Origin of the sequence: Hyphomonas sp. FCG-A18, assembly GCF_045287255.1 — a bacterium.
Lineage (GTDB): Bacteria > Pseudomonadota > Alphaproteobacteria > Caulobacterales > Hyphomonadaceae > Henriciella.
On sequence record NZ_CP137142.1, the window covers coordinates 974056 to 1000880 of the forward strand.

A 26825-nucleotide genomic window follows, 5' to 3' on the forward strand; every position below is an offset into this window, starting at 1 on the left:
GGCGCAAGGAATGCTGTTCAAAAGCTAGCGACCCAGAAGTGTCGCTGCGATACTTTCAGAAGGCTGATCGTTCTGATCTTGGTTGTCAGCAGGCTGCAAGCTGAAGCCCAACCACCCGAGAACCAGAGCGATAATAAAATTTCTGAACATCACGAGCAATTCAACCATCGCCCACTCTCCCACTTTGACTACAAGTGTAATACACACGCTTTTTGAGAATTACTAGCGCTAAATGCCGACTCAGTTATGAAATTTACGCAAGAAAAGCAGTTCAATGGGGGAGGATATGCCCGAAAGAAAGCTTGATGTTGAGCATTTGCTCTCGATGACTGGGCATGATCCTGAGTTGGCGGATGAGATACTTGATATCTTTCGCCAGCAATCTGACACGTGGGGGCGTATGCTTGATCCGAATTTGCCTGCGTCTCAGTGGGCGGATGCAGCGCATACGATCAAGGGAACGGCCTTGTCGATTGGGGCGAATGAGTTGGCCGAGGCATGCCTGGCGGCAGAAGCGCTTGGGCGATCCGGGCTGGCCAGCCCGGTAGAAGCGGCAGTTGTGCTGGGCGATGTCCGCTCAGAAATGACCTATGCCCTAGAGGCCGCAGCCCGGGCGTCTCACGCCTTGTCCAAGCCGGGCTTGAGGGCGTCGAAAGACTCAAATTCATAAGCGATGCAGCGGTCAATCATTGTCCGCCAGACCGGCTCGGCAATAGCTGGAGACAGGCCCTGAAGTTCAGCTTCAGCCAAGACCTTTGTCACCACATCCTCGATTCGGGCGCGATCATGCACAGCCTTGCGTTGCCCCTTGATCCGTGCAGCGGCATCCATGAAGGATTGCCGTTCTGCGATCAGAGCGACGAGGATGCGATCTAGTCGATCAATTTCATAGCGGACATCCGCCATGGTTTGCGCGGTTTTTGCCGAATGACGGCGCTGTTCGATCTGTTCTGTGTCGGCCATGTCTTCAAGCCTCCGAAAAAGAGAATGCCCGCCTCCTATATGGAGCGCGGGCAAGTCTCAAGAAGTGTGGTGCAGAGTCGCTATCTCTCTGTCACCGCTGGAAGCCGGGCTTGGAGACGGCTGGTCTCGGCGGCTTTGACCTCATTAAGGAGGGTTTGAACCTGTGGGTGGTTCAACATATCGGAGAGTTGACCAATCGCTTGTAGCTCCTCAGCAGACGCGCGCATAGATGCCTCCACCATGGGTGTGCTGCCGAATGGGAAACCGGAATCCAGCTTTGGGTACTCAATAATTCGGGCCTGAGTTTCGGCCTCAAAGCCAGCCAGTTCGACTGCCTTGTCGATCGCGTCATTCAGCGTGCCAAGCTCGTCAACAAGACCTGCGGCAATCGCATCCGTACCGCTCCAGACGCGTCCACGGGCGACCGAATCTGTCTCTTCAACGCTCATTTCGCGGCCTTCAGCGACGAGGCTAACAAACCGATCATATCCGCGCTTCAGCCAGTCGCGCATCATAACACGTTGTTCCTGGTTGATGGTTTCGGTGGTTGAGAAGGCCCCGGTAAAGGCACCGCCGATTTGAATGGTTTCAGCATTGATGCCGATACGGGCAAGCCCTTCAGAAACTGCAAATTTCCCACCGAAGATGCCGATAGAACCTGTAATCGTTGTGCGATTCGCCACGATCCAGTCTGCGCCCATGGAGACATAGTATCCGCCTGAGGCGGCAACCGAGGCCATCGAAACGACGACAGGCTTTTCATAGTCATTCTGAATGCGTTCGATGGTGCGCCAGATTTGATCAGACGCTGTTGGTGAGCCTCCCGGGCTGTCTACACGGAAGACAATTGCATCGACAGCATCGTTCGAGGCAGCCTGGAGCAAGGCCCGTGAGATATTGTCGGAGGCAAAGCCTGGGCCTTCAGAGAACAGGCTGCCCTGCTCGCCACCCGTAATAATCACGCCTTGGCCGCCGACAATAGCAATCGTTGGGCTGTCGCCATTCGGGGCAGGGGGGATGTATTCTGAGATGAGCTGAACACGGAAGTCTGGAGTGTCTTCCCCGCTAATCAGGGCAGCACTAAAGGCATCACGGTCCATATCAGTCAGGCCGGTTTCAGATAAACCTTTCCATACGGCATAATCCCGCGCTTCTTCTGGCCAGCTCTCTTCGTCGACAAGACCAAGCTGAACCAATTGGCCTGAACCAACCGGGCTTTGCTCAAGTGCGCTCTGGACTTGCTCTATGGTCAGCTCGCGGTCGGCAGCAATATCACCAAGTGATTCGCTCCAAAGGGTTTCCGCAAGTGCTGTCATCGCCAACCGGTGCGACGGTGTATAATCGCTCTCGAGATAGGTGTTTGGAGCATTCTTGTATTCGTGGAAGGCCTCAAACTGCGGATTGATGGACAGGTTATCGAACAGACCTTTCAGGAACAGGGTTTCCATCGCGATCCCCGGGGTAATCAGGTCAGAGCCAGGCTGCATCCAGATTTCATCTGCTGCGGCAATCGCACGGTAACCTGATGGGCCGCCGCCATATGTGCCCTGGCTGTGAACAATAACAGGTTTGCCAGCCTCTTTCAGAGCATGGAAGCGCTGGCGCAACTCTTCAGCGCGAGAAGATCCAATCCCGTATTCAGGACCACGGACAAAAACAGAAACGATCCGCTCATCATCCACAGCGGCCTCAAGTTTTGTCAGGATATTGATGAAGCCATCTTCGCCACCAAAGAAGGCTGCGGGGCCTGATTTCTTTGATTGATCGCTTAAACTGTCACGTAGGTCGAGTTCCAGAACCATGACATCAGCTTGGGCAGGAGGTTTATCGAATGAAGCGATTGTTGCTCCAATGATGGAAAAGGCGATGATGGCCACAAGAATGAGGCCAAGCAACGTGCCGACGACCGCGCCGCCTAAAGCGGAAAAGAATGTGCGCATGGTTATTGTGCTCCGGTAAGCATTTATCGCTATACGATATGGTGTGTCTCTGACGATTTGTCAAAAACTTTGCTGCCTTATCATCAAGGGTGAGGCTTAAACCGACCGAAAGGAAAGCTCTCAAAATTGCAGGGTCGCCTGTGTATATATAGAGTGTGTGTAGATCGCTATTTGCTTTCGAAAGACAGCAGAGCTGTAATTTCGTGGTGGATAGTGCCGCTTTGTGGTTGCAAGCCTGAAATCAATTAGTTATGTCCGCCGCTCAGTTGGGGTGTCGCCAAGTGGTAAGGCACCGGTTTTTGGTATCGGCATTCCCAGGTTCGAATCCTGGCACCCCAGCCACTTCATGACATTGCGCGCAATATGCTGCCCCAATTGGGCGAAAGGCATAATTTTGCTATGCATATGTAATACTGTTGCATTTTTCTTTATAGCTGTCATAATTATGAACAGAAGCTTTAGAGCCATTGATCCATTCAAAACGGGCTGCTAGCGTCAAAAGTGAAAGTGCCGTAATAGCGGCAAAATAATGCAGGAGGGTGGTTAACACCCCCGAACCCCAGGGGAGGTTACAGGTCAAACCTGTCCCTTCTTGAGCGACTTAAGCGTACCTGTGTGTGTGGGTACAGAGTTAGACCGGTAAGCGGAGTCATCTCCGTTTTGCTGAAAACAAGGTTTCCGTATGAGGATAAAAAATCCTCATGCATCCAATCGGAGAGTGAGAGGCAGACTTCATGAAGAGAGTTCTGACACCGGCCCGAAGCGTCATTGCAGCCACATTGGTTGCTGGACTGACCCTTCCAGCCGTTGCGCAAGGCCAGTTGCGGCCCGCGCTGAATACAGGTGAGCAAGCAACACGTAACGCTGAGCGTACACAAGAGCGGATCAACCAGCTGGATGATGAGCGCTCTGACATGGTCGGTGAATTCCGTACCCTTCTTCAGCGTAAGCAGGCTGCTGAACTTTATGCACGCCAGCAAGAAAAAGTTGTTGAGTCACAGCGTCGTGAACTCGCGTCTCTGACCGATCAGCTTGGTCGTGTTGACGAGATTACCGCCCAGACGGTTCCAATGCTGCTGGACCTGATCACTGATCTTGAAGCATTTGTTGAGGCTGACCTGCCGTTCAGGTTGGATGATCGCCGCGCGCGTCTTGAAACCATCCAGACAGCTATGGACAGCGCGGATGTGCCAATCGTTGAAAAATACCGCCTGATCATCGAAGCCTATCAGGCTGAAATGGAATACGGTCGTACGGTTGATACATGGCCGGAGACGGTCACCATTGGCGATAATGAAGTGAAAGTGGACATGTTCCTGTATGGTCGTGTCGCGCTTGTTCGTATGTCACCGGACCGTCGTTACGCGCAGCGCTATGACCGCGCGACACGTGAGTGGGTCGATGTTGAAAGCAAGTTCAAAGCGGACATCGAAAAAGCCATTAAGATTGCCCAAGGCCGCACAACGCCTGGCGTCATCTATGCTCCAGCTGCCAAGCTGAGCGTGGAATAGAGACAGGATTTGAAGAGGTTTATGGACATGAAAAATATTTCTCGATCCCTCAAAGCCATTGGTGCCGCCGCGCTGCTCGCGGGCACTGGCTTTATCGCAACGGCCCCCGCGGTCGCACAGAATGCATCTCTGAGCGACATCGTTCGTCGTATTCAGCAGGACTCAAACCAGCTTAGCGCCGAAGACCGTGAGCGTGTTGCGGCTTTCCAACGTGAGCGCGATGCGCAAGCCGCTGAGATGGAAGAAGCGCGTCGTGAACTGGCCGCTGCAGAAGCTGTCGGCGCACGCCTAAACGCTGAGTTCGATGAAAATGAGCGTCAATTGGGCGAGCTGTCTGCTGAGCTTGAAACGCAAGCTGGTGATTTCGGTGAGCTGCTGGGCCAGTTCCGGACAGCCGCTGGTGAGACGATGCCAATCATCGAATCATCTCTGTCTAACTTTGAATATGGCGGTCGTGCCGAGAAACTTTCTGAAGTCTCTCAAGCCCGTTCACTGCCAACGCGCGCCGACCTGGATGCCCTGCCAAAGGCCATGCTCCAGGAGATGATCGCACAGTCAGAGGTTAAAACGTTTACTGCTGAAGTTGCCGGTTCTGGCGCTGAAGGTGAAATCGTTGAAAAAGAACTGCTGCGCGTTGGCGTCTTTACAGCCGCGACAACAGACGATGTCTCTTTTGCGGAAGTTGTGTCTGACAACACAGACGAGCCTTACCTGCGTGTCTTCAAGGCGCAGCCTTCTGGCAAATTCCGCAGTGCTATGCGCAACCTGATGAACTCTGATGGCAATACAGTCATCGTTCCATTCGACCCATCCAAAGGTGACCTGTTCGCGATTGAAGGCGAGAAGCCATCTCTTGGTGAGCGGATTGGCCAAGGTGGTTTCGTTGGTGCGGTCATCCTGGTTCTGCTGGCCATCGGCCTGCTGTTTGCCTTGTTTAAGATCGTGACCCTGTTCCTGATGGGTGGCGCAATGCGCGCAACAGCCAAGACCAAGCAAGCCGGTGACGGTAACCCATTGGCGCGTGTCTTCGAAGCTTATGAGACCAACAAGAACGCTGATCTGGAAACACTCGAGCTGAAGCTCGACGAGCAGATCCTGCGCGAATCACCAAAAATCGAGCGCTTCAACGATGTTGTTAAAGTGCTTGCTGCGGTAGCCCCGCTTCTGGGTCTGCTTGGTACGGTTATTGGTATGATCATTACCTTTACCGCGATTACCAACTTTGGTGCCGGTGATCCGAAACTCATGGCGGGCGGTATTTCAACCGCGCTTATGACAACGGTTCTCGGTCTTGTTGCGGCCATCCCGCTTCTCCTCCTGCACGCTGTTGCGGCCTCTATGGCGCGCGGTAACCAGCAGGTCCTGGACGAGCAGGCTGCTGGTCTTGTTGCGGAGCGCGCAGAACGGAGTGCGGGGGCGTAAGCCTCCGCTAGCGGAGAACCTCATATGTTTGGGTTTACCGAACTGCAGGAATTTCTGGCTCGGGGCGGACCCGTCCTCCTGGCGATCATGGCAGCCACATTTGTGATGTGGGCCCTGATTCTGGAGCGACTGTTTTACTTCCGCCTCGCCCATAATTCCGTTGCTGAGGAAGCGCTGTCAGAGTGGCGCTCGCGCTCTGACCGCAAGTCCACCTACGCCCATTGGGTCAAGGACAAGATCGTTTCGGAAGTTCGTCAAAAGGCTCAGGCCAATGTCGGATTTACCAAAGCGCTCGTGGCTCTGGCCCCCCTGCTGGGTCTGCTTGGAACCGTGACCGGGATGGTTACCGTGTTTGATTACATGGCGATTACTGATGGCGCGGACGCCAAGGCGATGTCTCGCGGTGTGTCTCAGGCGACAATTCCGACGATGGCAGGCATGGTTGCCTCTATCTCTGGTATTCTGTTCACCTCTGGTATGGACCGTAAGGTTAGCCGTCTGGTGCAGCAGCTTGAAGATGAGATGGAGATTGGCTGATGCGAGGACGGACGACAAGACCCGCCGAAGAGGCCAATGTTGACCTGACTCCGATGCTGGACGTGGTCTTCATCCTGCTCATCTTCTTCATCGTGACGTCGACCTTCATTCAGGAGAAGACGCTCGGTGTGGAGCCACCACCACCACCGGCCCCACCACAGGACCAGCAACAGCAAACCCCTGCAATTCTGGTCTACATTGGTGAGGACAACCTGATCCAGGTGAACGGACGTTACACCGATCTGGGAGGCGTTCGGGCCAATATGGAACGGCTACGGGCAGAAAACCCTGAGAGTGCCCTGATCATTCAGGCGCACCCTAAAGCAAAAACCGGGACCGTTATCCGTATTCGTGATGAGGCATATAATGCCCAAATGGATCGGGTGAACGTGATCCGAAGCGCAGACGAATAGAGGAGGTTGAGACATGGCAAGACGCAATCGTGGCCTAGCCGCCGAATCGAGCGCTGAGGATGATGTAAACCTGACCCCAATGCTTGATGTGGTCTTTATCCTGCTTATCTTCTTCATTGTAACCGCTCAGTTCATTCGTGAGCCAGGCCCTGAGATTAACCGCGTCGCGGTTGAAAATCTGAGAGCCCAGAACCCTCTGGGGATTCTGATCGCGATTGATGAGAACAGTGAAATCTGGATCAATAAGAACCAGATTGAACTGGAAGAAGTGGGCTTCAAGATTCGGGAACTCCGTGAGGATAACCCGAAAGGCAAACTCGTCCTGCAGGCCGATGATGCTGCTGAAGCTGGGGTTCTGATTGATGTGATTGAAGTGATCAATCGGGAAGACGGGCAATCACCGGTCGAAGTTTCGACCATGGAAGAATAGGAGGACCAGATGTTTAGTAATCCAGTACTCCGGCTTGGGATTGGTGTGCCGCTTGCGGCCATCGTAACCTATGGCCTGTTCACCTTGATGTACTCGCTTATCAACCAGGAATGGGTTGAGCCCGAAGATCAGGAGCAACGTGTTATTGAGCGGATTACGCCCGCTGAAGAAAACACGGAAATTCAGCGCCGGGCACGGTCTAAGCCTCGCCGAATCGCTTCGGCAGACAAGCCGCCACCACCGCCAAAGCTGTCGACCTCCAAGTCGAACATCGATCTGCCAACCCCATCTATTCAAGGGGCAGCTCCAACTGAGCTGAACATTGATCGCATGGGCTCTCTGGCGATTGATCCGGTTGCCATTAATGACCGGGATGCTCAACCTATCCGTCCACCTGTGCCAACTTATCCGCAACGTGCGGCTGAGCGTGGAACTGAGGGCAGCTGTGATGTCCGCTTTGATGTGGATACACGCGGCCGCCCTTATAACATTCAGGCAGACTGTACGGATAACATCTTCAAACGCGAAGCTGAACGCGCAGTGAGCCGTGTGGAATTCGCCCCGAAGATTATCCGCGGTAAAGCCGCTGAGCGGCGCAACGTGGTTTACCCACTGGAGTTCCGTCTCGAGGGTGGTCGCTAGACTTTTCTGTTGAGAAAGACACAATCCTGAAGGGCCCTGGAAGGGGCCCTTTTTGTTTGCGGAAAGCACAGATTGAAACTTTATTACATTGTTCTTGACGGGGCTCCTCTGAATTGGTATTGTCATAATATAACATAATGGGGAATGTGATATGATACAGCATATTGGGAACGCACGCGGCTCACGCTTTGCTTTGACAGCCATTCCGGCTGCGGGCCTGACGCTTGGCCTCTTTCTCGGCATGACATGGATGATCAAGGTCGATGATTTCACACCGCCTGATGGGGAGGTCCGGGTGGTTGAGGCCTTTCAAATGCCTGAGACTGAAGAGCTTACGATTCGCCCTACCGTGCGCGCGCAAAAGCTTGAGGCGGCCATTGCGCCACCACCGCCTCCGGCGCTGCGAATCGGCAAGTCAGATATCAAGCTTGAACCCGTCGCTCTGAAGGGTGCTGTGCCTGCGGACATAGAGTTTGGCGCTTTAGGGGATATGTTCCCCAAGCCGGTGGCAATCAATTATCGGGACACACAACCGATTCGTCCGCCGGTTGTGTCTTATCCACGCAGAGCAATGGAGAACGGCACGGAAGGGAGTTGCGATGTCCGATTTGATGTCACACCGAAGGGGTTACCGTATAATATTCAGGCCATCTGCACTGATCGCGTCTTTCAGGAGGCCGCTGAGCGCGCAATTGCCCGTGTAGAGTTCATCCCGCAAATCGTTCGAGGCCAGCCGGTGGAGCGCAAAAACGTTGTTTATCCGCTGATCTTTAAACTTGAGTCATAAGGGTGGCGGGCGTGCTTTATGAAAATACATGTAAATTTGTACGGAACCGCTTGAAGCATGAGCGTTTTTCCGGTGTATTGGCAACGATACCGCAAAATGCGGGAGAGGAGTGAAACCATGAAGATGACAGCATTGCTCAAAGGAGCCGTGGCTGGCGGCATCATGATGGCGATGGGAGCGGGTCTTGCCTCTGCGCAAGCTTGTGAGGAAACCCAATTTTCGTCAAAAAATGCCGAGCTTTATCTGAAAGCTGAAACTGAAATTCTGACGAATAATAACCCCCAGGCAGCGCTAGGGTTTTTGCGTGAGCTGCAGCAGAAAGAGCTGAACTGTTACGAAAGAGCGGCAGCGATGCGGCTTGGCGCTGCGGTGAAGATTCAAGCTGGCGATTATGTTGGTGCGGCTGCAGATTTTGAGAATATGCTCAATCAAGGCATCATTCCGGCCAAAGATCGCACGAAAACCTATTACGATATTTCACAAATCTATCTGAACGCAGAAAACCTGCCCAAGGCGCTGGACTTCCTGAGCCGCTGGATTCAGGCGGGCGGGCAGCCAAATCGCGATACGAAATGGCAGCTGGCGATTCTCAACAACAAGCTTAACCGCAACACAGAAGCGCTTCGCTGGGCTGAAGAGGTTTTCCGGTCTGATGGGCCAAACGCAGATCGTCAGGTCTATGACTTCCTGATCTATCTTTACGACAATACTGGCCAGCTCGGAAAGAAAGCTGAGCTGCTTGAAATGCTGCTGGTGAAGAACCCGGATGAGCGTAAGCTTTGGGATGCAATTTCCGGTGACTATTTCAAGGCCAATGATGAGCGTAAGGCGTTTGAAGTTCAGAAAGCCATGTACCTTGGTGGTATTTTGCAAACTGAAGACGAGCTGATGCGGGTTGTGAATTTCTACAACCGCTTCAATGCGCCGTATCAGGGGGCTAAAATCCTTGAAAAGGAAATGAATGCAGGCCGGATTTCCAAGACTTATGAGCGTCTGGAGCTGCTCGCGAACCTGTATCAGGTCGCGCGTGAGTATAAGAGAGCGATCCCTGTGATCGAAGAAGCTGCGCGTATGTCTTCGAATGGCCAGATGTATGAGCGTCTCGGTCGTTCATACACAGAGCTGCGCGATTGGCCGAAAGCTGAAGAAGCGCTGACCAACGCGATCAATAAAGGCGGTCTGAAGGATGCAGGTTTGGCCTGGGTTCTTATTGGCCAGTCCCGTTATGAGCGCGATGATCGTGCCGGGGCTCGTGAGGCCTTCCGCAACGCCAATAATCGTGGTGGACGCGGCTGGCTTGACTTTATGGCCTCTGAGGATGCGACAGCCCGCGCGCTGGTCGTGTTTGAAGCCCGCAGCCTTGTTCAGGACCTGAAGTCTGAAGAGAAGCGCTGTAAAGACCTTGCGGTTCTGGGTGAAAGCGGTCTGCCGCCAGCCTGTGCAACCGTTGGCGAGCGCCTTGAAGCAGCTGAATCCAGCCTTGCGGATATTGAAGGCGCCTAAGCTGATATATTCCTGATTTAAAACGCCCTCGGCCCATTGCGGTTCGGGGGCGTTTTCTGTTCAAGGGTTGCATCTGCAACCATCCCATGAAACCAGTGACTTATGACTGATTTGAGTGTGCGAACGCCTGAGGATGAGGCGATTTGTGAGCGCGTTTTAGCGCTTGAAGAGACAATGCAAAGCCGAACCCTGGAGTGGGCGAGGATAAATACGGGCAGCTGGAATCGTGACGGGCTGGAAGCGCTTGCGCCGAAGCTCGCGGATGCGTTCAGTGCTCTGGAGGCGGACATTCGACTGGATGTCCCTGAGCCATTTGAGAAGATTGACGATCAGGGGCAGCCTGATGGGTTTCAGACGGGGCCAATCATCCGCATCGAATCACGTCCAGAAGCCCCTGTTCAAGTCATCATGAGCGGGCACTATGATACGGTCTTCCCGGACGGGACGTTCACTGAGATTACCGATCTTGGAAATGGGCGTCTGAATGGGCCGGGGCTTGCCGATATGAAGGGTGGTCTCTCGGTTATGCTTGGTGCTCTTCAGGCTTTCGAAGCTGGTCCGATGAAGGACGAGCTTGGCTATAAGATCGTGATTACGCCAGACGAAGAGACCGGGAATTTTGCCAGCGCGCCAGCTTTACATGAGGCTGCGAGCAGCGGTGCGATGATCGGCATGACTTATGAACCATGCATGGAAACCGGAGCCATGTCTGGCGGGCGTAAAGGGTCATCTGTGTTTGATATCGTTTTACATGGTCGCTCTGCACATGCAGGCCGCGCCAAGGATGATGGCCGCAGCGCCCTTGAAGCGGCAGCGCATCTGGTAATCGGGCTTGAGGCTCTGAATGGCCAGTATGAGGGTGTCTCGGTCAATGTCGGCGCGATTGATGGCGGCAGTGCAGTCAACATTGTGCCGGATCTTGCCATTGTCCGCTTTGGCGCGCGCGCGCCGGACGAGGCGGCCGCAAACTGGACGACCGCGCAAGTTGAACGCTTACTTGCTGAGGCGATAGCTCGTGATGGGATTAGCGGACATTTACATGGCGGTTTCTATCGCCCGCCAAAGCCCCGAAATGCGGCGCAGGATGCCTTATTCACCGCTGTGAGCGAAACGGGAAAAGCTATCGGTTTGAATCTGGAATTCGTCGATACGGGCGGTGTTTGTGAAGGCAATAATATCTTTGCGGCGGGTGTTCCAAATGTGGATACATTGGGTGTCATGGGTGGCCGGATTCACTCAGCGGAAGAGTACGTCGTCATGTCGAGTTTCGTTGAGCGGGCGCAGCTTTCTGCGCTTTTGCTCAACCGTCTCGCTGATGGCCGGATCGATGCCGCCAAGATCAAGGCAATGATGGGATGAGCACACCTTATGTCATGCGCCCAGCCCGGCTGGATGACTATGATGCCCTGATGGCGATGGCCGTCGAGTCAGGCCCCGGTTTTACATCGCTTCCTGTTGATGAGCAGATTATACGAGGGCGGTTGGAAAAGTCGGTGGCGTCTTTCGCGGGCCAAATTGAACAGCTTGAATATGGCAAGTATCTGATGATGCTTGAGAATACTGAGACCGGGGAAGTTGGTGGTTGCAGTGCCGTGAAGGCGGGCACCGGGATTGATGCGCCCTTCTTCAATTACCGCATCATCACGCTGGCGCAGGCGAGCCTCGCCGCAGATCGTCGTTTCGATATGGATGCCCTGGTCCTGACGAATGAGTTTGTTGGGTTTACCGAAGTTGGTACGCTTTTCGTGCGTGAAGGGCATCGCGGCAATGGGATTGGCCGTCTGACGGCGCAATCGCGTTATTTGCTCATGGCGACACAGCCGGACCGCTTTGGTGACATGGTTCTGGCAGAGTTACGCGGGGTTGTGGACAAGGATGGTCAGACGCCTTTCTGGGAGCATCTGGGGCGGCATTTCTTCCGCATGGACTTTACCGAGGCGGACTATCTCTCGGCCACAACGAACAATCAGTTTATCCTCGACCTGATGCCGAAATATCCGGTCTATGTGGACTTGTTGCCGCCTGAAGCCCGTGAAGTGATTGGGCGCTGTCATGCCGATGGTGTGGGGGCAATGAAGCTGCTCGAATGGGAAGGCTTCCGGTTTGAGCGGGTCGTCGACATTTTTGATGGTGGACCGATGGTGGTCGCGCAGCGCGAGCTGATCCGCACCATTCGTGAAGCGCGCACTGTCACGCTTGAGGCCGGGGAGGCAACGGGGCAGACCGGTCTTGTTGCGCGCTGTGACCTCGAAAACTATCGTGCGACACAGTTTGATGGGGCCTTGCACGGCGAGGATCGGCTCATCACATCTCCTGAAATTCTTGATCGCTTGCAGCTGAAATCCGGTGAGCAAGCGCGGATCTGGCTAAGGACATAAGATCAATGGCAAAAAGTGTATATGTCGACGGCATCTGGAGCGATGGCGGTGGCGAGTGGTTTGAAAAACGTGATCCCGCCACAGGTGATCTGGCCTGGGAAGGTGAAGCGGCCACGCAGGGGCAGGTCGATTCGGCCCTGACTTCTGCGCGAGAAGCTCAAAAGGCCTGGGGGCGGATGCCGCAACATGACCGCACGCAAGTTCTGGAACGCTATGCCGAAGAGATTGGTGCGCGCAGCGATGCGATCGCCAATGCGATCAGCCGCGATATGGGTAAAACGCTCTGGGAATCAAAAGCTGAAGCCGGGGCGATGAAGGGCAAGGTCGCGATTTCTATTGCGGCGCAGGTCGAGCGGGCTGGCGTGAAGCAAAGCGAAGCCGCTTTTGGCTCCACGCACCTTACCCATCGCCCGCACGGTGTGATGGCTGTCCTCGGCCCGTTCAACTTTCCCGGTCACCTTCCGAATGGACATATTGTTCCGGCGCTGCTGGCGGGAAATACCTGTGTTTTCAAGCCATCTGAACTCGCGCCGAGTGTGGCAGCGATCATGGTCGAGGCGTTTGAGGCAGCCGGTTTGCCGAAGGGTGTTTTGAATGTTGTGCATGGTGGTCGTGATACAGGCGCAGCGCTGATTGACGGTGACATCAATGGCCTGCTGTTTACCGGATCAGCGGCAGCGGGAACCTATTTCCACAAACAGTTTGCCGGACGTCCTGAAGTCATTCTGGCGCTGGAAATGGGCGGGAACAATCCGCTTATCGTCTGGGATCCTGCCGATATTGATGCAGCGGCAGATATCGCGGCGCAGTCAGCCTTCCTGACCACCGGTCAGCGCTGTTCCTGCGCCCGCCGTGTGATCCTGCCGGAAGGCAAATGGGGTGATGCGGTCGTCGATGCGATTGTTGAGCGCGCCCGTAACCTGACCATTGGTAGCTGGGAAGAGGAAGGGGCCTTTATGGGGCCGCTTGTCAGCGAGCAAGCCGCACAGAATGCCGTTGATTTTCAGATCATGCTGTCGCGCAAAGGCGGTAAACCGCTGCGTCGCCTGAAGCGGATGGATCGCGGAGGCGGCTTTGTTACGGCTGGTGTGATTGATGTCACCGAGGCGACCAGCATTCCGGATGAGGAACTATTTGGACCGCTGATGCAGATCATTCGGGTGCCGGACTTTGATACCGCGATCGCGCGAGCGAATGACACACGTTATGGCTTGTCCGGCGGCCTCGTCAGCGATGATGACGCGCTGTGGCTGCAGGCTCATAATGAGATGCGCGCCGGCATCCTGAACCGAAACCGGCCGACCGCCGGGGCCAGCGGGGCGATGCCGTTTGGTGGGCCGGGACTGTCCGGGAACTTCCGTCCTGGCGCTTACTATGCCGCCGATTATTGTGCTTGGCCTCAGGCCAGTCAGGTGGCCGATACCGCCGGGCGACTTGGCGCGGTTGGATTTCCGAAGTAGAGCGGCAGCATACTGATTTGCGGCCTTGCCCTGAGCCTGCCGAGACGCAGGGCCGTCCTTTCTCATTCGGGTGTTTGATACACCCTTCGGCGGGCACAGAGGCACGGGGTTTCCATGTCTTTACACGATACAGTTGAAGTCAATTTTGATGGCCTGATCGGGCCAAGCCATAATTATGGCGGGATGTCCGATGGCAATCTGGCCAGTCAGGGGAATGCTGGGGAGGTCTCCAATCCGCGCGAGGCCGCCTTGCAGGGATTGGAGAAGATGCGGCTTCTGGTGAAAGCCGGATTTGTTCAGGGGGTGTTGCCGCCTTTGGAGCGACCGAATCTCGGCTTTCTGGCCGATGCTGGCTTTGGCGGCAGTGATAAGCAGATGATTGAGGCCGCGGCTAAGTCTGAGCCACGCCTACTGAAAGCCGCCTATTCGGCGAGTTCCATGTGGACGGCAAATGCAGCGACCGTTTCGCCGTCCGCTGACACAACAGATGGGCGTTTGCATTTTAGCGCGGCGAATCTGTCTTCCATGTTGCATCGCTCCTTGGAGCATCCGGAAACGACGACAACCCTCGCGACCCTGTTCGAGGATGATGGCGCGTTTGGGGTGCACGGCGCTTTGCCAATGCATGAGGATTTTTCCGATGAAGGCGCAGCCAATCATGTCCGCCTGTGCCGTGAGCATGGTGGGCAGGGCGTTGAGCTGTTTGTTTATGGACGTGAGGCGGGTGAGAGCGTGACCGGGTTTCCGGCGCGCCAGACGCGGCTGGCGAGTGAGAGTATTGCCCGCAGCCATGGCTTGCATGCCGAGCGGACAGTACTAGCCCGTCAGTCAGCAAAAGCGATCAATGCCGGGGCGTTCCACAATGATGTGGTTTGTGTCGGGACACTCGATACGCTTTTCTTCCACGAGTACGCGTTTGAAGACACGGAAGGGACCCTGGCAGCGCTGCGTGATGCGGCAGAGGGTTTATTCGAGCTAAAGCCTGTCATGGTTCCCGATGCTGAAGTGCCACTGGCGGATGCGATCAAGTCTTACTTGTTTAACTCGCAGCTCCTGCAATGGCCGGGAGAGGATCGATTGGTTCTGCTCGCACCAACGGAGACGCAGGAAACCGATTCAACCCGTGCCTTCTGTGAGCGTATGGTTGAAGGCAACGGCCCGATTGGGCGCGTCCAATATGTCGATGTACGCCAGTCTATGCGTAATGGCGGTGGACCTGCTTGTCTGCGTTTGCGTGTGGTGATGACACCGGACGAGCGCGCGTCGATGCATCAGGGCGTTTTGCTGGACGAGACAAAGATTGATGCTTTGCAGGACGTGGTGCGCGCGACCTATCGTGATCGCCTCAGCGTTAGTGATTTGGCTGATCCGGCTTTTGCCGAAGAGTGCTTTGCAGCACGGGCGGGTTTGCTGAGCGCCCTGGGTCTTGAGGGCCTGGTTTAGTGTCTCGGTTTCCGTTCAAGATCAGTGCGAGAGATGGCGCCGCACGTACGGGTGTTTTGGAAACTCCGCGTGGGGACATTCGCACACCAGCCTTCATGCCGGTTGGTACAGCGGCGACCGTCAAGGCGCTTTACATGGATCAGGTGAAAGACGCTGGCGCGGACATTATCCTCGGCAACACCTATCACTTGATGCTGCGCCCCGGCGCAGAACGGGTGAAAAAGCTTGGTGGCTTGCACAGCTTTGCCAAATGGGACGGGCCAATGTTGACCGACAGTGGTGGCTTTCAGGTCTGGTCACTAAGCCAGCTCCGCAAGATGGATGAGGATGGGGTGACGTTTCAAAGCCATCTGGATGGTTCCAAGCACCGCCTTGATCCGGCGCGCAGTATTGAAATTCAAGCTGATCTGCTTGGCGCCGATATTTCCATGCAGCTCGATGAATGCACCGATTACCCCTGCAGCCATGAAGAGGCCGAGCGCTCAATGAACCTGTCGCTGCGATGGGGCGAACGCTCGCTTGATGCGTTTGGAGAGCGGTCTGATCAGACCCTGTTTGGCATTGTGCAGGGGTCGAATTACCCGGATCTGCGCGAAGCGTCGGCTAAGGCTGTGGCTGCGCAAGGGTTTGGCGGTATTGCGCTGGGTGGTCTCGCGGTTGGTGAGGGCCACGAGCAGATGTGCAAGACAATCGATATGACCGTTCCGCATTTGCCCGATGATTACCCACGCTATGTCATGGGCGTCGGGAAGCCGATTGATCTGGTTGAGGCGGTCGCGCGCGGAATTGATATGTTTGATTGTGTTCTGCCAACCCGGACCGGGCGACATGGGCAGGCCTGGACCTGGGATGGTCCGATCAATCTGAAGAACGCGAAGTTTGCGGAAGACTTAGCGCCGCTTGATGAGCGGATTGATTCACCGCCCAGCCGTGATTTCTCGCGCGCTTACCTGCATCACCTGATCCGGTCCGGGGAGTATCTCGGCTCCATGGTTCTAAGCTGGCATAATACCGTCTTCTTTCAGGCGTTGATGGCAGAGATTCGGGCCTCAATTGCAGAGGGTCGCTTCGCGGCGCTTCGCGCTGAATTATCTGCCCGTTGGGCGCATACGGCCTCAAAGCCCAAGGATCACTAGACCTTAAACCCCCAGTCCTGCATCAGGATGGCGGCAAGGTCGCGAGAGCGTGTGCGGACAATATCCGGCGTCCAGGAGGCCCGCCCGCGCAGGTCTTCTGTCAGTGGGAAAACGGTTTGTCCGTCTTCAAAATACATGGCGCACTTATCGCGGAAGGAAAGCGTATCGGCTTTCTGGTTCAAGCGCTCGGGCAACAAGACGAAATTGCCAATCGTCTCACACAGCTCGCGATGAACATTGGCATTGGGCCAGGTCATATCCCAGAGCGACCCCTCTGCCGGATTGCGAGGCAAAACGTGCTCCAGGGTCGCGTCATGCTCTGGTGAGAGTGGGTAGCCCCCTTGAACCGCCGCATTCAGGCGCAGTGCAACGGCTTTGCGCTGGCGCGGGGCTCCGATACGGGTTTGCAGGCGCTCGTGCAGACGTTGAATTTCGCCACGCTCGACTTTCAGCGGCTCGCTGCGATCAAAGATTGAGCGTGTGCCGCCCAGCGAATCAAGCAGGCGTTGATAACGTTTCTGGCGTGGCCGCGAATCGGTCACGACGAGCATCATGACAAAAGCAAAGCGTTCCAGTTTGGCGAAGAAGTCGCGCATTCGATCTGGCTTACCCTTAGTGTGACGCAGATATTTCAACGCAACGGGACGCCAGAGCTGATGGTCGATCAGGCGCAAGTGATTTATGTGTGCTGCGATATAGCCATCAGGGTCATCGAAGTCCGGCTTGCCAGAGCTGATCGTCGTGTAGGCTTTGAAATAGAGTGGCAATTCCTCCCGCATAAACTTTGCTGCAGAGATTTTGCCGAGCACCGCTTTCTGGAAGCCTTCAGGACCTTTATCCCCTTTGCCATAGATGCTGGTGATTTGGGCCAGCAAATCGTCCATATTGCCGCCGCCAATTTCGGCTTCATAGGCCGCCCAGCTTTGTGACAGCTTGCTGGTTTCCTGCTGTGACAGGTCTGCTTGTTCAAGCAGATTGCTTTTAATAATCTCGTGATCGGCGGGGCCTTTACCGCGTGTGTTCAGGACGCGGAAGACACTATACCCGTCATTCCAGTCATTCACGGTGACCCGTACCAACATAACGAGGCGTCCCAGAGCCGCCGCGAACGTCCGACGGGCTTCATCCGTCATCGCCTTGAAGCGCTCACGAAACAGACTGAGATTATCAGCCATGCGGACATGGCTCTCATTTTCAGGGGGGTGTGATTCGCCGTCTTCGGTCGCGCCCGAGCGCTGAATGCGATCACGGAAGAAAACGGTGTTGAGATCATTCAGGGTCAATCGCCAGGATGGCTTGTCATCTGGAGCGAGGCCACCGGCGCGATTCCCAACCATGACTTTCAGGTCGCGTTTCAAGGCTTCATCGGTTTCCAGATCGCGCAATGCGGCAATCATGATGGTCAGCGTCGTCAGGCGCTGCTGCCCGTCAACGATCAGGCACTTGCCATTGCCCTCCTCAACCAGAACAACAGCGCCGATAAAGTGTGGCTTATTCTTCTCAAGCGCCAGAAGCAGGTCATCAAGCAGGGCGCCCGCTTCGTCAGTTTCCCATGAATAGCTGCGTTGATAGGGCGGGAGATGAAGCTCTATTCCCGGTGTCAGCAAATCTGAGAGATAGACTTCATTGGCTCTCAAATAGTCTGACATTCGACCGTATCCTGATAATCAACAGACCATCTTCGTAGACGGGCTTGATCTTGGCTTCAATTCTGGGTGACAGCTTTCGTAAGGAATTTAGACCAAAGTGTGCTCAGGAGGGCATAATCGATGGCATTCGCGGTTTTTGAAGGCAGTGGGAAAACATTTTGTGGTGTCGTGAAGGGTGACAAGATCGCGATTGCTGCAGAAGGTGATCTTTCAGAAAAACTTGGCCGATTGGATATGATCGCGACTCGCGCAGGCCAGTATGGCGAAGTGGCCGTATCGGATGTTCGTCTGCGCCAGCCGATTTTGCGGCCTGGAAAAATCCTGGCCATCGGTCTGAACTATGCCGCTCATGCCGCCGAGTCGGTGTCTTTCATCGCCAATAAGGCACCGGGTGTTCAGAAGTGGTTCAACAAACAAAGTACAGCGGCCAATGGCCCTTTTGACCCGGTGCATTTGCCGAAAGTGTCTAAGCAGCTCGACTATGAAGGCGAGTTGGTTGTTGTGATCGGAAAACATGGCCGTCATGTTCCAGTTGATCGCGCGATGGAACTGGTGGCTGGCTTTGCCTGTGGCTGCGACTATTCAGTGCGAGACTGGCAAAAGGCGAGCCCAACGATGATTATGGGGAAGGGGTTCGATACACACGGGCCCTTTGGGCCGTATTTGGTTCCCGCAAACAGCGTTGAAGATTGGCGTGAATTGACTTTGAAGACCTTTGTAAATGATGAGTTGCGTCAGGAGGCTAAGGCTGGGGACATGACATTCTCAATCCCTGAACAAATTGCTCACCTGACAAAAGCCTTCACGCTGGAACCGGGCGATGTGATCTTCACTGGAACGCCTGCTGGTGTTGGCGCGGGGCATGAACCTCCAAAATGGCTGAAAACAGGTGATCGGGTGCGCGTCGAGATTTCAGGTCTTGGGCATCTTGAGAATGAGATTGTAAATGAGCCTCAAGCAACGGCGACGATTGGATGAGGCAGGGCGCATTTATCAGTTTGGCATTGTTGCTTGCCGCCTGTGGCGGCTCTGAGTCAGTTGGTACAAGTAATGAGGTCATCGCGCCGCAGGACTTTGCCCTCTTGCCTTGTGGCTTGAGTGCAGCGGAGCGTCCCTGTGCTCTTGCAGTTGCTGGTGGTAAGCGCCTGCTGTTTGGAGGCGCTTCCGGGATTGGGGAGACGCTTAGCGATGCTGACCTCAGACAGCTGGATGCGGTCTTCCTGTTCTCCTTGCGCGCAATCGACATCGAAGGCCTTGATGAAATCCGCAATCATAGTTGGCAGGCTGGCCGCGCGAGGCCCCTTCCTGTGTATGGCCCCGTTGGAACGGATCGTGTGATCAGTGGGCTTAATCTTGCGTATGAACAGGCAGATGCCTTGCGTATTGTTGATGAGGGAATTCCGCCGGGTGGATTTGATGCGGCTATCTTAATCGCGGGTGAACCGGCCTCGCCTGATCTTATGTTCGATACAGGAGATGTGCAGGTTCAGAAGTCTCTCCGTAGTGACCAGTCGTTGATTTTTGACATTGTTTATCAGGGACAGTCTTCTATGCGTTTGCAGAAATGCCGGGATGAAGATTGTACGATCAATGATGAGCTAAGCTGGCCGTTGCAGCAAACCCATTTCTTGTATCGGCATAGTAAAAATTAGCCCCCAGAAAAGCGACGGGGCCCCACTTTGCAGCAGGACCCCTGTCTCCCCCGAGACGCCCCCGTCCGGCAAAAAAGATTGCCGCGGACTGGATTGGCCTCAGGTGTTAGGACATGGTTAGGCAGCGTTGCAGCTTCTGTCAAACACAGCGTTCATCATATCCTTAACGTGAACCCTTGTGTGGTATCTACGCCACATCGAATTGACTTGGCATTGTTCGCAAATCAGCGCTTATGCTACCAATTCGTTAACACTTGGCAGGTATTTGTTAAGGTTAAGACAATTTCCTCGGGGCTGAGCGTGATATGATTGCCGTTTTCTTTCTGGTCTATGCAGCGATTGGTCTGGGTGGTGGCTACGCTTTGTGGTCACAGCTGAGCATTGATCCGATTATTGCAGCCTGCGCTGGAACGGTCACAACGGTTTTCCTGTTGCAAATCCACCTAATGCTGACCCGGGGCAAGGCCGAGCAGGAAAAGCTTGAGGCCCGCGTTGATGCGGTTGAAACCGCACAAAAGGAGACCGCTTCGCGTGCCGATGTCCTGGAAGCGCGCGCTGACGCGCTTGAGAGTACGGTTAATCATGAGCTGACCGAGCGCCGTGATGCACTGGTGTCTGAGATGCGTCAGCTTGAGGATTTGATTGGTAAACTGACCAGCAAATTTGATACACGTCTGACACAGGCAGGGTCTACACAGGCGGTTGGCCCGGAGGATGATGCCATTCTACGCGCGGTGAAGACGGCGCTCTATGAGAATCGTGTGGACTTGCACTTGCAGCCGATCGTATCCTTGCCACAACGCCGTGTGTCTTTCTACGAAGGCTTTACCCGCCTGCGCCGGGAAGATGGCTCTCTGATCATGCCCGCAGATTTCCTTGATGCGGCACGTCGGGCAGGGTTGATGGGTGTGATCGATAATCTGATGCTGTATCGCTCAGTTGAGATCGTTCGTCGCCTGACCAAGCGTGATCGCCGCGTTGGCGTTTTCTGTAATGTCTCTGCCAGTTCGCTGAGTGATTCCCAGTTCTTCCCGGTTTTCCTTGAACATATGAAGCTCAACCGCGACTTGGCGGGCGCCCTGATCTTCGAATTACAGGAAGAGAAATTCTTCAATGCGCCACCACAGATGCGCGCAGCGATGCGGGAGCTAAGCCAGCTTGGATTCCGTTTCTCCCTGGACCATGCGACTTCAGTCAATCTCGACCTGCCGCGTTTGCAGGAAGCTGGCATCCGCTTTGTTAAAGTCAAAGGTGATGATCTGATTCATCAATTGTCTGACCCTGCAGGGCCACGCCCGCAATCTCATATCAATCGCGCGATTCAGGGCGAGGAAGTTTCGACCGTCTTCTCTCGCTATGGTGTGACACTGATTGCCGAGAAGATGGAAGAGGAAGTCAGCGTTGTTGAGATCCTTGAATATGCTGTGCCGTATGGGCAGGGGCATGTTTTTGGCGCAGCGCGTCCGATCAAATCCTCCCTGATGGAAGAAACAGCGCCGCCACCAGCTCTGGTACGCAGACTGACGGCTGGACGGTAGCTGCTTTGCTGCTTAATTGCGGCCTATGAGTAATCCAAAGTTTCCAGGCGGTCTGGCCGCTATTGCTGATCGGTATGATGTGATCCTGTGTGATGTATGGGGCGTGATCCATAATGGTCGCTATGCCTTTGATGAGGCGTGTCAGGCGCTCATGCGGTTTCGCGAGCAGGGCGGGGCGGTTTGCCTGATCACCAATGCGCCGGTGCCTAAAGCGCAGGTCATCCGTTACTTTGATCCACTAGGGGTGCCGCCTGAAGCGTTTGATGATTGTGTCTCTTCCGGTGATGCGACGCGTGACCTGTTGGGGCGCAGCACAGAGCAAGTCTTCTGGCGTTTGGGCGCCGATGAAGGCTGGGAGCATGACAAGTTCCTGTATGAAGGCCTGAACCTGCAATTTGCCGACATGCGCGCAGCGGATACGGTTTTGTGCATTGGCCTTGAGGATCAGGTAAATGACGAGCCTGAGGATTACCGTGGGCGACTTGCCGAGGCGGCAGATCGCGGCATGAACATGATTTGCGCCAATCCGGACAAGAAAGTGCGAATCGGAGACCAGCTCTATTGGTGTGCAGGTGCACTGGCGGAAGTATTTGAGCAGGAAGGCGGGCAGGTGATTTATCCGGGCAAGCCACATAGTCTGATCTATGATCTGGCGCTCGCAAAACTCGGTGATCTCGGCGTTGAACCCGGGGAAGGGCGCGTCTTATGCATTGGCGATAGTCCGGCCACCGATATGCAAGGCGCAGCAAGCCAAGGCTTTGATGGCCTTTACGTCGGAACAGGCCTGAAACAGCATGGCGCAGACTTTGCCAGTGAGGTCACCAGCTTGCTGTCTGAGTATAACACGAAGGCAGAATGGGCGATGCCTCATCTCGCATGGTGACGAAACCTGAAACACACTGTAACAGACCGTGAGCAATTAGACGGAGACCGCCGATTATGAGCGTTAAAGACGGCTACAAATTCGAAGACCTTTCCCTGGGCATGAGTTACGAGACGCATCATGTGATCACGGAAAAGGATATTGAGCTGTTTGCCGAGGTCTCTGGTGATCGCAATCCGCTACACATGGACGAAGAGTATGCCAGCAAGACCAATTTCGGTCAGCGTATCGCCCATGGCGCGCTCACAGCGAGTTATATTTCCGGCATTCTGGGCAATAATCTGCCTGGACCGGGCTCGATCTTTACCGGATTGTCCATGCGCTTCCGTCGTCCGGTTTATATCGGTTCAGAAGTGACTGTGCGGGTCGAAGTGACTGAGATGCAAGAGCGCGGCAATCGGGTAACGCTGAAAGTCAGCTGTATCGTCGATGGCAAAGCCGCTATTTCTGGTGAAGCTCAGGTCATGGTTCCGAGCCGCGACGCCTGATGACGGTTATTGCCCACTATCGCGATGTTCCAAAAACCGCGCGCGGTTTTTCAATTGCGCTGGGCAATTTTGATGGCGTCCATACCGGACATCGCGCCGTGATTGAAGCCGCTGCAAAGGTTGATGCGCCCTTGGGTGTGGCGACCTTTGAGCCCCCGCCGCGCGCATTCTTCCGGCCAGAAGATCCACCATTCAGGCTGTATCGGCCCGCACGCCGCAATGCCCGTTTGGCTGAGGTCGGAGCAAAGGCCATTTATGAGCTGCCTTTCAATGCTGATATGGCCAAAATGACTGATGAGGTTTTTGCCCGCGAGGTTTTGGCGGAAGGGATCGGCGCGGCGCATGTGACAGTGGGGTTTGATTTTCGCTTCGGGCGTGGACGGATGGGTGATGCCGGGCGTCTGGCCTCGCTTGGTCGCGCGCTTGGCTTTGGCGTCACTGTGGTTGAGAAGATTGAGGCGCTCGGTGCCAAGGCCTCTTCGACAGCTGTGCGGGAAGCCCTAATCGCGGGGGAGCCAGATAGAGCGGCTGATATTCTGGGTCATGACTGGGTCGTCGATGGCGTTGTCGAGCATGGCGAAAAGCGTGGGCGAACCATTGGTTTTCCAACCGCGAATCTGCATCTGGGCGAGCTGATCCATCCCAAGCATGGTGTTTATGCCGTGCGGGTCAGAGTTGAGCAGCAGGGGGACTGGTTGCCGGGCGTTGCGAACTTTGGCCGAACGCCGACAACTGGCATTCGTGACCCCCTGCTTGAGAGCTATATTTTCGATTTCGATCAGGATATTTACGGCAAGTGGATTGAGGTCGCGCTGGTCCAGTATCTGCGCCCGGAACTGAAATTCGAGCAACTGGACGATATGGTCGTCCAGATGAGTAAGGATGCAGATCAGGCCAAGAGCCTTCTGCTTTAGCGCTCATCCCCTCATCAAGGCTGATCAGCACGGGTGACATTGTCCTTACTGCCTGCTAAGCGGCGGTATGACTAAGATGGCTGCATTCTTTACGATACGAATTAGCGGCCCGGTCGTTTGCTGAACAGATCAGCTTGCGGCCGGGCGATTTGACTTTATGCCCCTGATACAAACGCTAATGTGAAGACCAGCGACAATGGCCGATACCGATACAAAAAAACCAAAAGCCGAGAATCCTTACAAGGACACTTTGTTCTTGCCGACGACGGAGTTTCCGATGCGCGGCGGCCTGCCCAAGGCGGAGCCGAAATGGATTGAGAAGTGGGACAGTATGGACCTCTACGGCAAGCTGCGTGCGGATGCGAAAGCGCGCGGGGCGAAGCCGTTTATCCTGCATGATGGTCCGCCTTATGCGAACGGGCCGATCCACCTTGGTACAGCGATGAACAAGATCCTGAAAGACATGGTGGTGCGCAGCCATCAGATGACAGGATTTGATGCGTCTTACCTGCCCGGTTGGGACTGCCATGGTTTGCCGATTGAGTGGAAGGTTGAGGAGCAGTTCCGCTCCAAGGGACGGACCAAGGATGATGTCCCGGGTGATGAGTTCCGCCGGGCCTGTCGTGAGTATGCCGCCGAATGGATTGAGGTTCAGAAAGAGGGCTTTCGTCGCTGCGGCGTTGAGGGTGAGTGGGACGATCCATACCTGACCATGAACTTCGAGTCCGAGGCCGCGACGGTGCGTGAGTTTCTCAATGTCGCGATGGGCGGACGTCTTGTGCGCGGTGCGAAGCCAGTTATGTGGTCGCCGGTTGAGCGCACAGCACTGGCGGAGGCCGAGGTCGAGTATCACGATCGCAAAGTGCCGACGATCTGGGTGAAGTTTCCGGTGCGCGGCGAAGATTTCGCTGTTATTATCTGGACGACCACACCGTGGACGATCCCGGTCAATCAGGCGGTCAGCTACAGTCCGAATATCAATTACGGCCTTTACGAGGTTAAGGCGGTGATGAGCGAGGAAGAGCTTGGCTTTGCGCCCTATGCCAAGCCGGGCGATAAGCTGGTTTTTGCTGATGATCTGGCGCAAAGCATTCAGGACTCAGCCAAGATTACAGAGATGGTGCGCATTCAGGATGTAAATCCTGCGAGTTGGGTCATGGACCATCCACTGGCTGGTGTTGATCCATTCTGGCAACACGACATTCCGATGCTGGCGGGTGATCATGTTACGGCGGATGCCGGGACGGGCTTTGTGCATACCGCGCCCGCGCATGGTGAGGATGACTATAACGTTTTCATCGCGTCTGGTCGGCAGTCTTCAGAAGTCCGCCAGATCGTTGATGCGGATGGCTGCTATACGGAGGAAGTGCCAGAGCCTCTGGGTGGTCTCGATATCATCCGGACAAGCGGCAAGAAACGTGGGCAGCCGGGCAAGGCCAATGATGCGGTGATCAAGCTGCTGGCTGAGAGCGGCAACCTGCTCGCGCGCGGTGTCACGACGATCCGCGACGCGCATAGCTGGCGCTCCAAAGCTCCGGTCATTCGCCGGGCGACACCGCAATGGTTCATCGCCATGGATACACCGGGCAAGGATGGCTCTGCGCCGCTGCGTGAGATGGCTTTGAAAGGCATCGAGGAAACGCATTTTGTCCCTGCTACGGGGCGCAACCGGATAAATGCGATGGTGGCCGATCGCCCGGACTGGCTGATTTCCCGCCAGCGCAATTGGGGTGTGCCGATCACTTTGCTCGTGTCGCCGGATGGTCGCCCACACACAGATGCACTGTCTGATAATGAAGCGCAGGAGGTCAACCAGCGTATCCTTGAAGCCATCCGGGCCGAGGGTGTTGAAGCCTGGTTCAGTGCTGAGCCAGCCAAGTTTCTTGACGGCATTACCGACCCTGAAGGGTGGGAAAAGGTCAATGACGTGCTCGATGTCTGGTTCGACAGCGGTACAACCCATGCCTTTGCCTTGCGGGATCGTGGGATCATTGATGACGCAACGGGGCAGGCCGATGTCTATCTCGAAGGCTCTGACCAGCATCGCGGTTGGTTCCAGTCGTCTCTGCTGGAAAACTGCGCAACCCGCGGCTTTGCGCCATTCCGGCAGGTTGTGACCCACGGGATGATCGTGGATGGCGACGGCAAGAAAATGTCCAAGTCGATCGGCAACACGATCGACCCGAAAGACTTTGCCAATCAGAACGGCATCGAAATCTTGCGCATCTGGACTGCGTCTTCTGATTATACTGAAGACCTGCGGATCTCGCCTGAGATCATCAAAGGCGTGGCCGAGACCTATCGCCGTTTGCGCAATACGTTGCGCTATCTGCTCGGCGGCTTGCACGGCTTTAGCGAAGCTGAAGCGGTAGAGCCAGCCGATATGCCGGGGCTGGAACGTTGGGTATTGCATCGCTTGAGCGAGCTGGATGAAGGCGTGCGCGAGGCTTACACGGCGTTTGATTTCAAGCGGGTGATGGCGCAGCTCGTCAATTTCTGTTCGGTCGATCTGTCCGCGGTCTATTTCGATATTCGCAAGGACAGCCTCTACTGTGATGCGCCATCTTCGCTGCGTCGCCGCGCCAACCGGACGGTGATGGCAGCAATTATGGAGCGCCTGCTGGTCTGGCTAGCGCCTGTCATGCCGTTCACGACGGAAGAAGCCTTCCTGATGAGCGTATTTTCTGACCGGGCAGAGAGTGTGCATTTGCTGCAATTCCCGGAAACACCAAGCGCATGGCGTGATGGTGATCTGGCGGCACGCTGGGACAAGATTTTCCGCGTGCGCCGCGTGGTGACAGGCGCGATTGAGATTGAGCGTAAGGAAAAGCGTATCCGCTCTTCCTTGGAAGCTGCGCCACAAGTCTTCATCACCGATGAAAGCCTGCTCAGTGTGTTCGAAGGTGAAACCCCAGAAGACATCTTCATCACGTCGCAAGCGCGTTTGGTTGCAGGTGATGCGCCTGCCGATGCCTTCCGCCTGCCAGAAGAGCCTGCGATTGGTGTTGTTCCGGGTGAGGCAAGCGGCATTAAATGTGCGCGTAGCTGGAAATATTTCGACCCCGAAACCGCTGACCCAGCCTTCCCGGATGTCACTGCGCGCGATGCCGCTGCGATTCGCGAAATCAGAGGATAA

The 26825-nt window shown here is 55.2% G+C and carries 25 protein-coding genes and 1 tRNA gene; 22 read left to right on the plus strand and 4 right to left on the minus strand.

Going from position 1 to position 26825, the window contains the following annotated elements:
- Positions 1–24: 24 nt before the first annotated feature.
- Positions 25–168, minus strand: a complete 144-nt coding sequence (locus RYZ27_RS04785; RefSeq protein WP_406681226.1) for a hypothetical protein — start codon at positions 166–168, stop codon at positions 25–27.
- Positions 169–286: 118 nt separating this feature from the next.
- On the opposite strand from RYZ27_RS04785, the gene RYZ27_RS04790 reads away from it, so the two are divergent.
- A complete protein-coding gene (locus tag RYZ27_RS04790) occupies positions 287–670 on the plus strand; it encodes an Hpt domain-containing protein (RefSeq protein WP_406681227.1) in 384 nt (127 codons plus the stop codon).
- On the opposite strand, the gene RYZ27_RS04795 is transcribed toward RYZ27_RS04790, so the two are convergent.
- Together RYZ27_RS04795 and sppA are read right to left on the minus strand one after the other, a co-directional pair.
- A complete protein-coding gene (locus RYZ27_RS04795; RefSeq protein WP_406681228.1) occupies positions 619–963 on the minus strand; it encodes a chorismate mutase in 345 nt (114 codons plus the stop codon). The genes RYZ27_RS04790 and RYZ27_RS04795 overlap by 52 nt on opposite strands.
- Before the next feature lie 80 nt (positions 964–1043).
- Complete coding sequence (gene sppA / locus RYZ27_RS04800) at positions 1044–2903, minus strand: signal peptide peptidase SppA (protein WP_406681229.1); 1860 nt, start codon at positions 2901–2903, stop codon at positions 1044–1046.
- 267 nt (positions 2904–3170) lie between these two features.
- On the opposite strand from sppA, the gene RYZ27_RS04805 reads away from it, so the two are divergent.
- The 14 genes from RYZ27_RS04805 (at position 3171) to tgt (ending at position 16565) form a co-directional block, all read left to right on the plus strand.
- Positions 3171–3245 (plus strand) — tRNA-Gln (locus RYZ27_RS04805).
- A 392-nt stretch (positions 3246–3637) separates the two neighbouring features.
- Positions 3638–4414, plus strand: a complete 777-nt coding sequence (locus RYZ27_RS04810; protein WP_406681230.1) for a DUF3450 domain-containing protein — start codon at positions 3638–3640, stop codon at positions 4412–4414.
- A gap of 27 nt (positions 4415–4441) precedes the next feature.
- Positions 4442–5836, plus strand: coding sequence for a MotA/TolQ/ExbB proton channel family protein (locus RYZ27_RS04815; RefSeq protein WP_406681231.1), 1395 nt, complete (start codon positions 4442–4444; stop codon positions 5834–5836).
- 24 nt (positions 5837–5860) lie between these two features.
- Positions 5861–6373 (plus strand): MotA/TolQ/ExbB proton channel family protein, encoded by a 513-nt coding sequence (locus RYZ27_RS04820; RefSeq protein WP_406681232.1) that lies wholly within the window; start codon positions 5861–5863, stop codon positions 6371–6373.
- Positions 6373–6786, plus strand: a complete 414-nt coding sequence (locus RYZ27_RS04825; RefSeq protein WP_406681233.1) for an ExbD/TolR family protein — start codon at positions 6373–6375, stop codon at positions 6784–6786. The genes RYZ27_RS04820 and RYZ27_RS04825 overlap by 1 nt, the downstream gene beginning before the upstream one ends.
- A 13-nt stretch (positions 6787–6799) precedes the next feature.
- The gene (locus tag RYZ27_RS04830; protein ID WP_406681234.1) at positions 6800–7216 is read left to right on the plus strand and encodes an ExbD/TolR family protein; all 417 of its coding nucleotides are present in this window, start codon (positions 6800–6802) and stop codon (positions 7214–7216) included.
- A gap of 9 nt (positions 7217–7225) precedes the next feature.
- Positions 7226–7858, plus strand: a complete 633-nt coding sequence (locus RYZ27_RS04835) for an energy transducer TonB (RefSeq protein ID WP_406681235.1) — start codon at positions 7226–7228, stop codon at positions 7856–7858.
- Positions 7859–8009: 151 nt separating this feature from the next.
- Complete coding sequence (locus RYZ27_RS04840) at positions 8010–8645, plus strand: energy transducer TonB (protein WP_406681236.1); 636 nt, start codon at positions 8010–8012, stop codon at positions 8643–8645.
- 117 nt (positions 8646–8762) lie between these two features.
- Positions 8763–10148 carry a tetratricopeptide repeat protein gene (locus RYZ27_RS04845; RefSeq protein ID WP_406681237.1) on the plus strand — a complete coding sequence of 462 codons (1386 nt, stop codon included), beginning with the start codon at positions 8763–8765 and terminating at the stop codon, positions 10146–10148.
- A 102-nt stretch (positions 10149–10250) separates the two neighbouring features.
- Positions 10251–11507, plus strand: coding sequence for a hydrolase (locus RYZ27_RS04850; protein ID WP_406681238.1), 1257 nt, complete (start codon positions 10251–10253; stop codon positions 11505–11507).
- Positions 11504–12526: an arginine N-succinyltransferase gene (locus tag RYZ27_RS04855; protein ID WP_406681239.1), complete on the plus strand. Its 1023-nt coding sequence runs from the start codon at positions 11504–11506 to the stop codon at positions 12524–12526. Before RYZ27_RS04850 ends, RYZ27_RS04855 begins: the two co-directional genes overlap by 4 nt.
- Before the next feature lie 5 nt (positions 12527–12531).
- Positions 12532–13986 carry a succinylglutamate-semialdehyde dehydrogenase gene (gene astD, locus RYZ27_RS04860; protein ID WP_406681240.1) on the plus strand — a complete coding sequence of 485 codons (1455 nt, stop codon included), beginning with the start codon at positions 12532–12534 and terminating at the stop codon, positions 13984–13986.
- A gap of 114 nt (positions 13987–14100) precedes the next feature.
- Positions 14101–15429, plus strand: a complete 1329-nt coding sequence (locus RYZ27_RS04865; protein WP_406681241.1) for an N-succinylarginine dihydrolase — start codon at positions 14101–14103, stop codon at positions 15427–15429.
- Entirely contained in the window at positions 15429–16565 is a 1137-nt protein-coding gene (gene tgt / locus RYZ27_RS04870; RefSeq protein ID WP_406681242.1) for a tRNA guanosine(34) transglycosylase Tgt, read from the plus strand. The genes RYZ27_RS04865 and tgt overlap by 1 nt, the downstream gene beginning before the upstream one ends.
- On the opposite strand, the gene RYZ27_RS04875 is transcribed toward tgt, so the two are convergent.
- Positions 16562–18214 carry a DUF262 domain-containing protein gene (locus RYZ27_RS04875; RefSeq protein ID WP_406681243.1) on the minus strand — a complete coding sequence of 551 codons (1653 nt, stop codon included), beginning with the start codon at positions 18212–18214 and terminating at the stop codon, positions 16562–16564. The genes tgt and RYZ27_RS04875 overlap by 4 nt on opposite strands.
- 120 nt (positions 18215–18334) lie before the next feature.
- On the opposite strand from RYZ27_RS04875, the gene RYZ27_RS04880 reads away from it, so the two are divergent.
- The 7 genes from RYZ27_RS04880 to ileS all read left to right on the plus strand — a co-directional run bounded on the left by RYZ27_RS04880 (position 18335) and on the right by ileS (position 26825).
- Complete coding sequence (locus RYZ27_RS04880; protein ID WP_406681244.1) at positions 18335–19192, plus strand: fumarylacetoacetate hydrolase family protein; 858 nt, start codon at positions 18335–18337, stop codon at positions 19190–19192.
- Between the two features lie 20 nt (positions 19193–19212).
- Positions 19213–19866 carry a hypothetical protein gene (locus RYZ27_RS04885; RefSeq protein WP_406681245.1) on the plus strand — a complete coding sequence of 218 codons (654 nt, stop codon included), beginning with the start codon at positions 19213–19215 and terminating at the stop codon, positions 19864–19866.
- A gap of 305 nt (positions 19867–20171) precedes the next feature.
- Positions 20172–21404, plus strand: coding sequence for an EAL domain-containing protein (locus RYZ27_RS04890; protein WP_406681246.1), 1233 nt, complete (start codon positions 20172–20174; stop codon positions 21402–21404).
- A gap of 25 nt (positions 21405–21429) precedes the next feature.
- Positions 21430–22287 carry a TIGR01459 family HAD-type hydrolase gene (locus tag RYZ27_RS04895; RefSeq protein WP_406681247.1) on the plus strand — a complete coding sequence of 286 codons (858 nt, stop codon included), beginning with the start codon at positions 21430–21432 and terminating at the stop codon, positions 22285–22287.
- Positions 22288–22343: 56 nt separating this feature from the next.
- Positions 22344–22775, plus strand: a complete 432-nt coding sequence (locus RYZ27_RS04900) for a MaoC family dehydratase (protein WP_406681248.1) — start codon at positions 22344–22346, stop codon at positions 22773–22775.
- The gene (gene ribF, locus RYZ27_RS04905) at positions 22775–23689 is read left to right on the plus strand and encodes a riboflavin biosynthesis protein RibF (protein ID WP_406681249.1); all 915 of its coding nucleotides are present in this window, start codon (positions 22775–22777) and stop codon (positions 23687–23689) included. Before RYZ27_RS04900 ends, ribF begins: the two co-directional genes overlap by 1 nt.
- Before the next feature lie 196 nt (positions 23690–23885).
- A complete protein-coding gene (ileS, locus tag RYZ27_RS04910) occupies positions 23886–26825 on the plus strand; it encodes an isoleucine--tRNA ligase (RefSeq protein ID WP_406681250.1) in 2940 nt (979 codons plus the stop codon).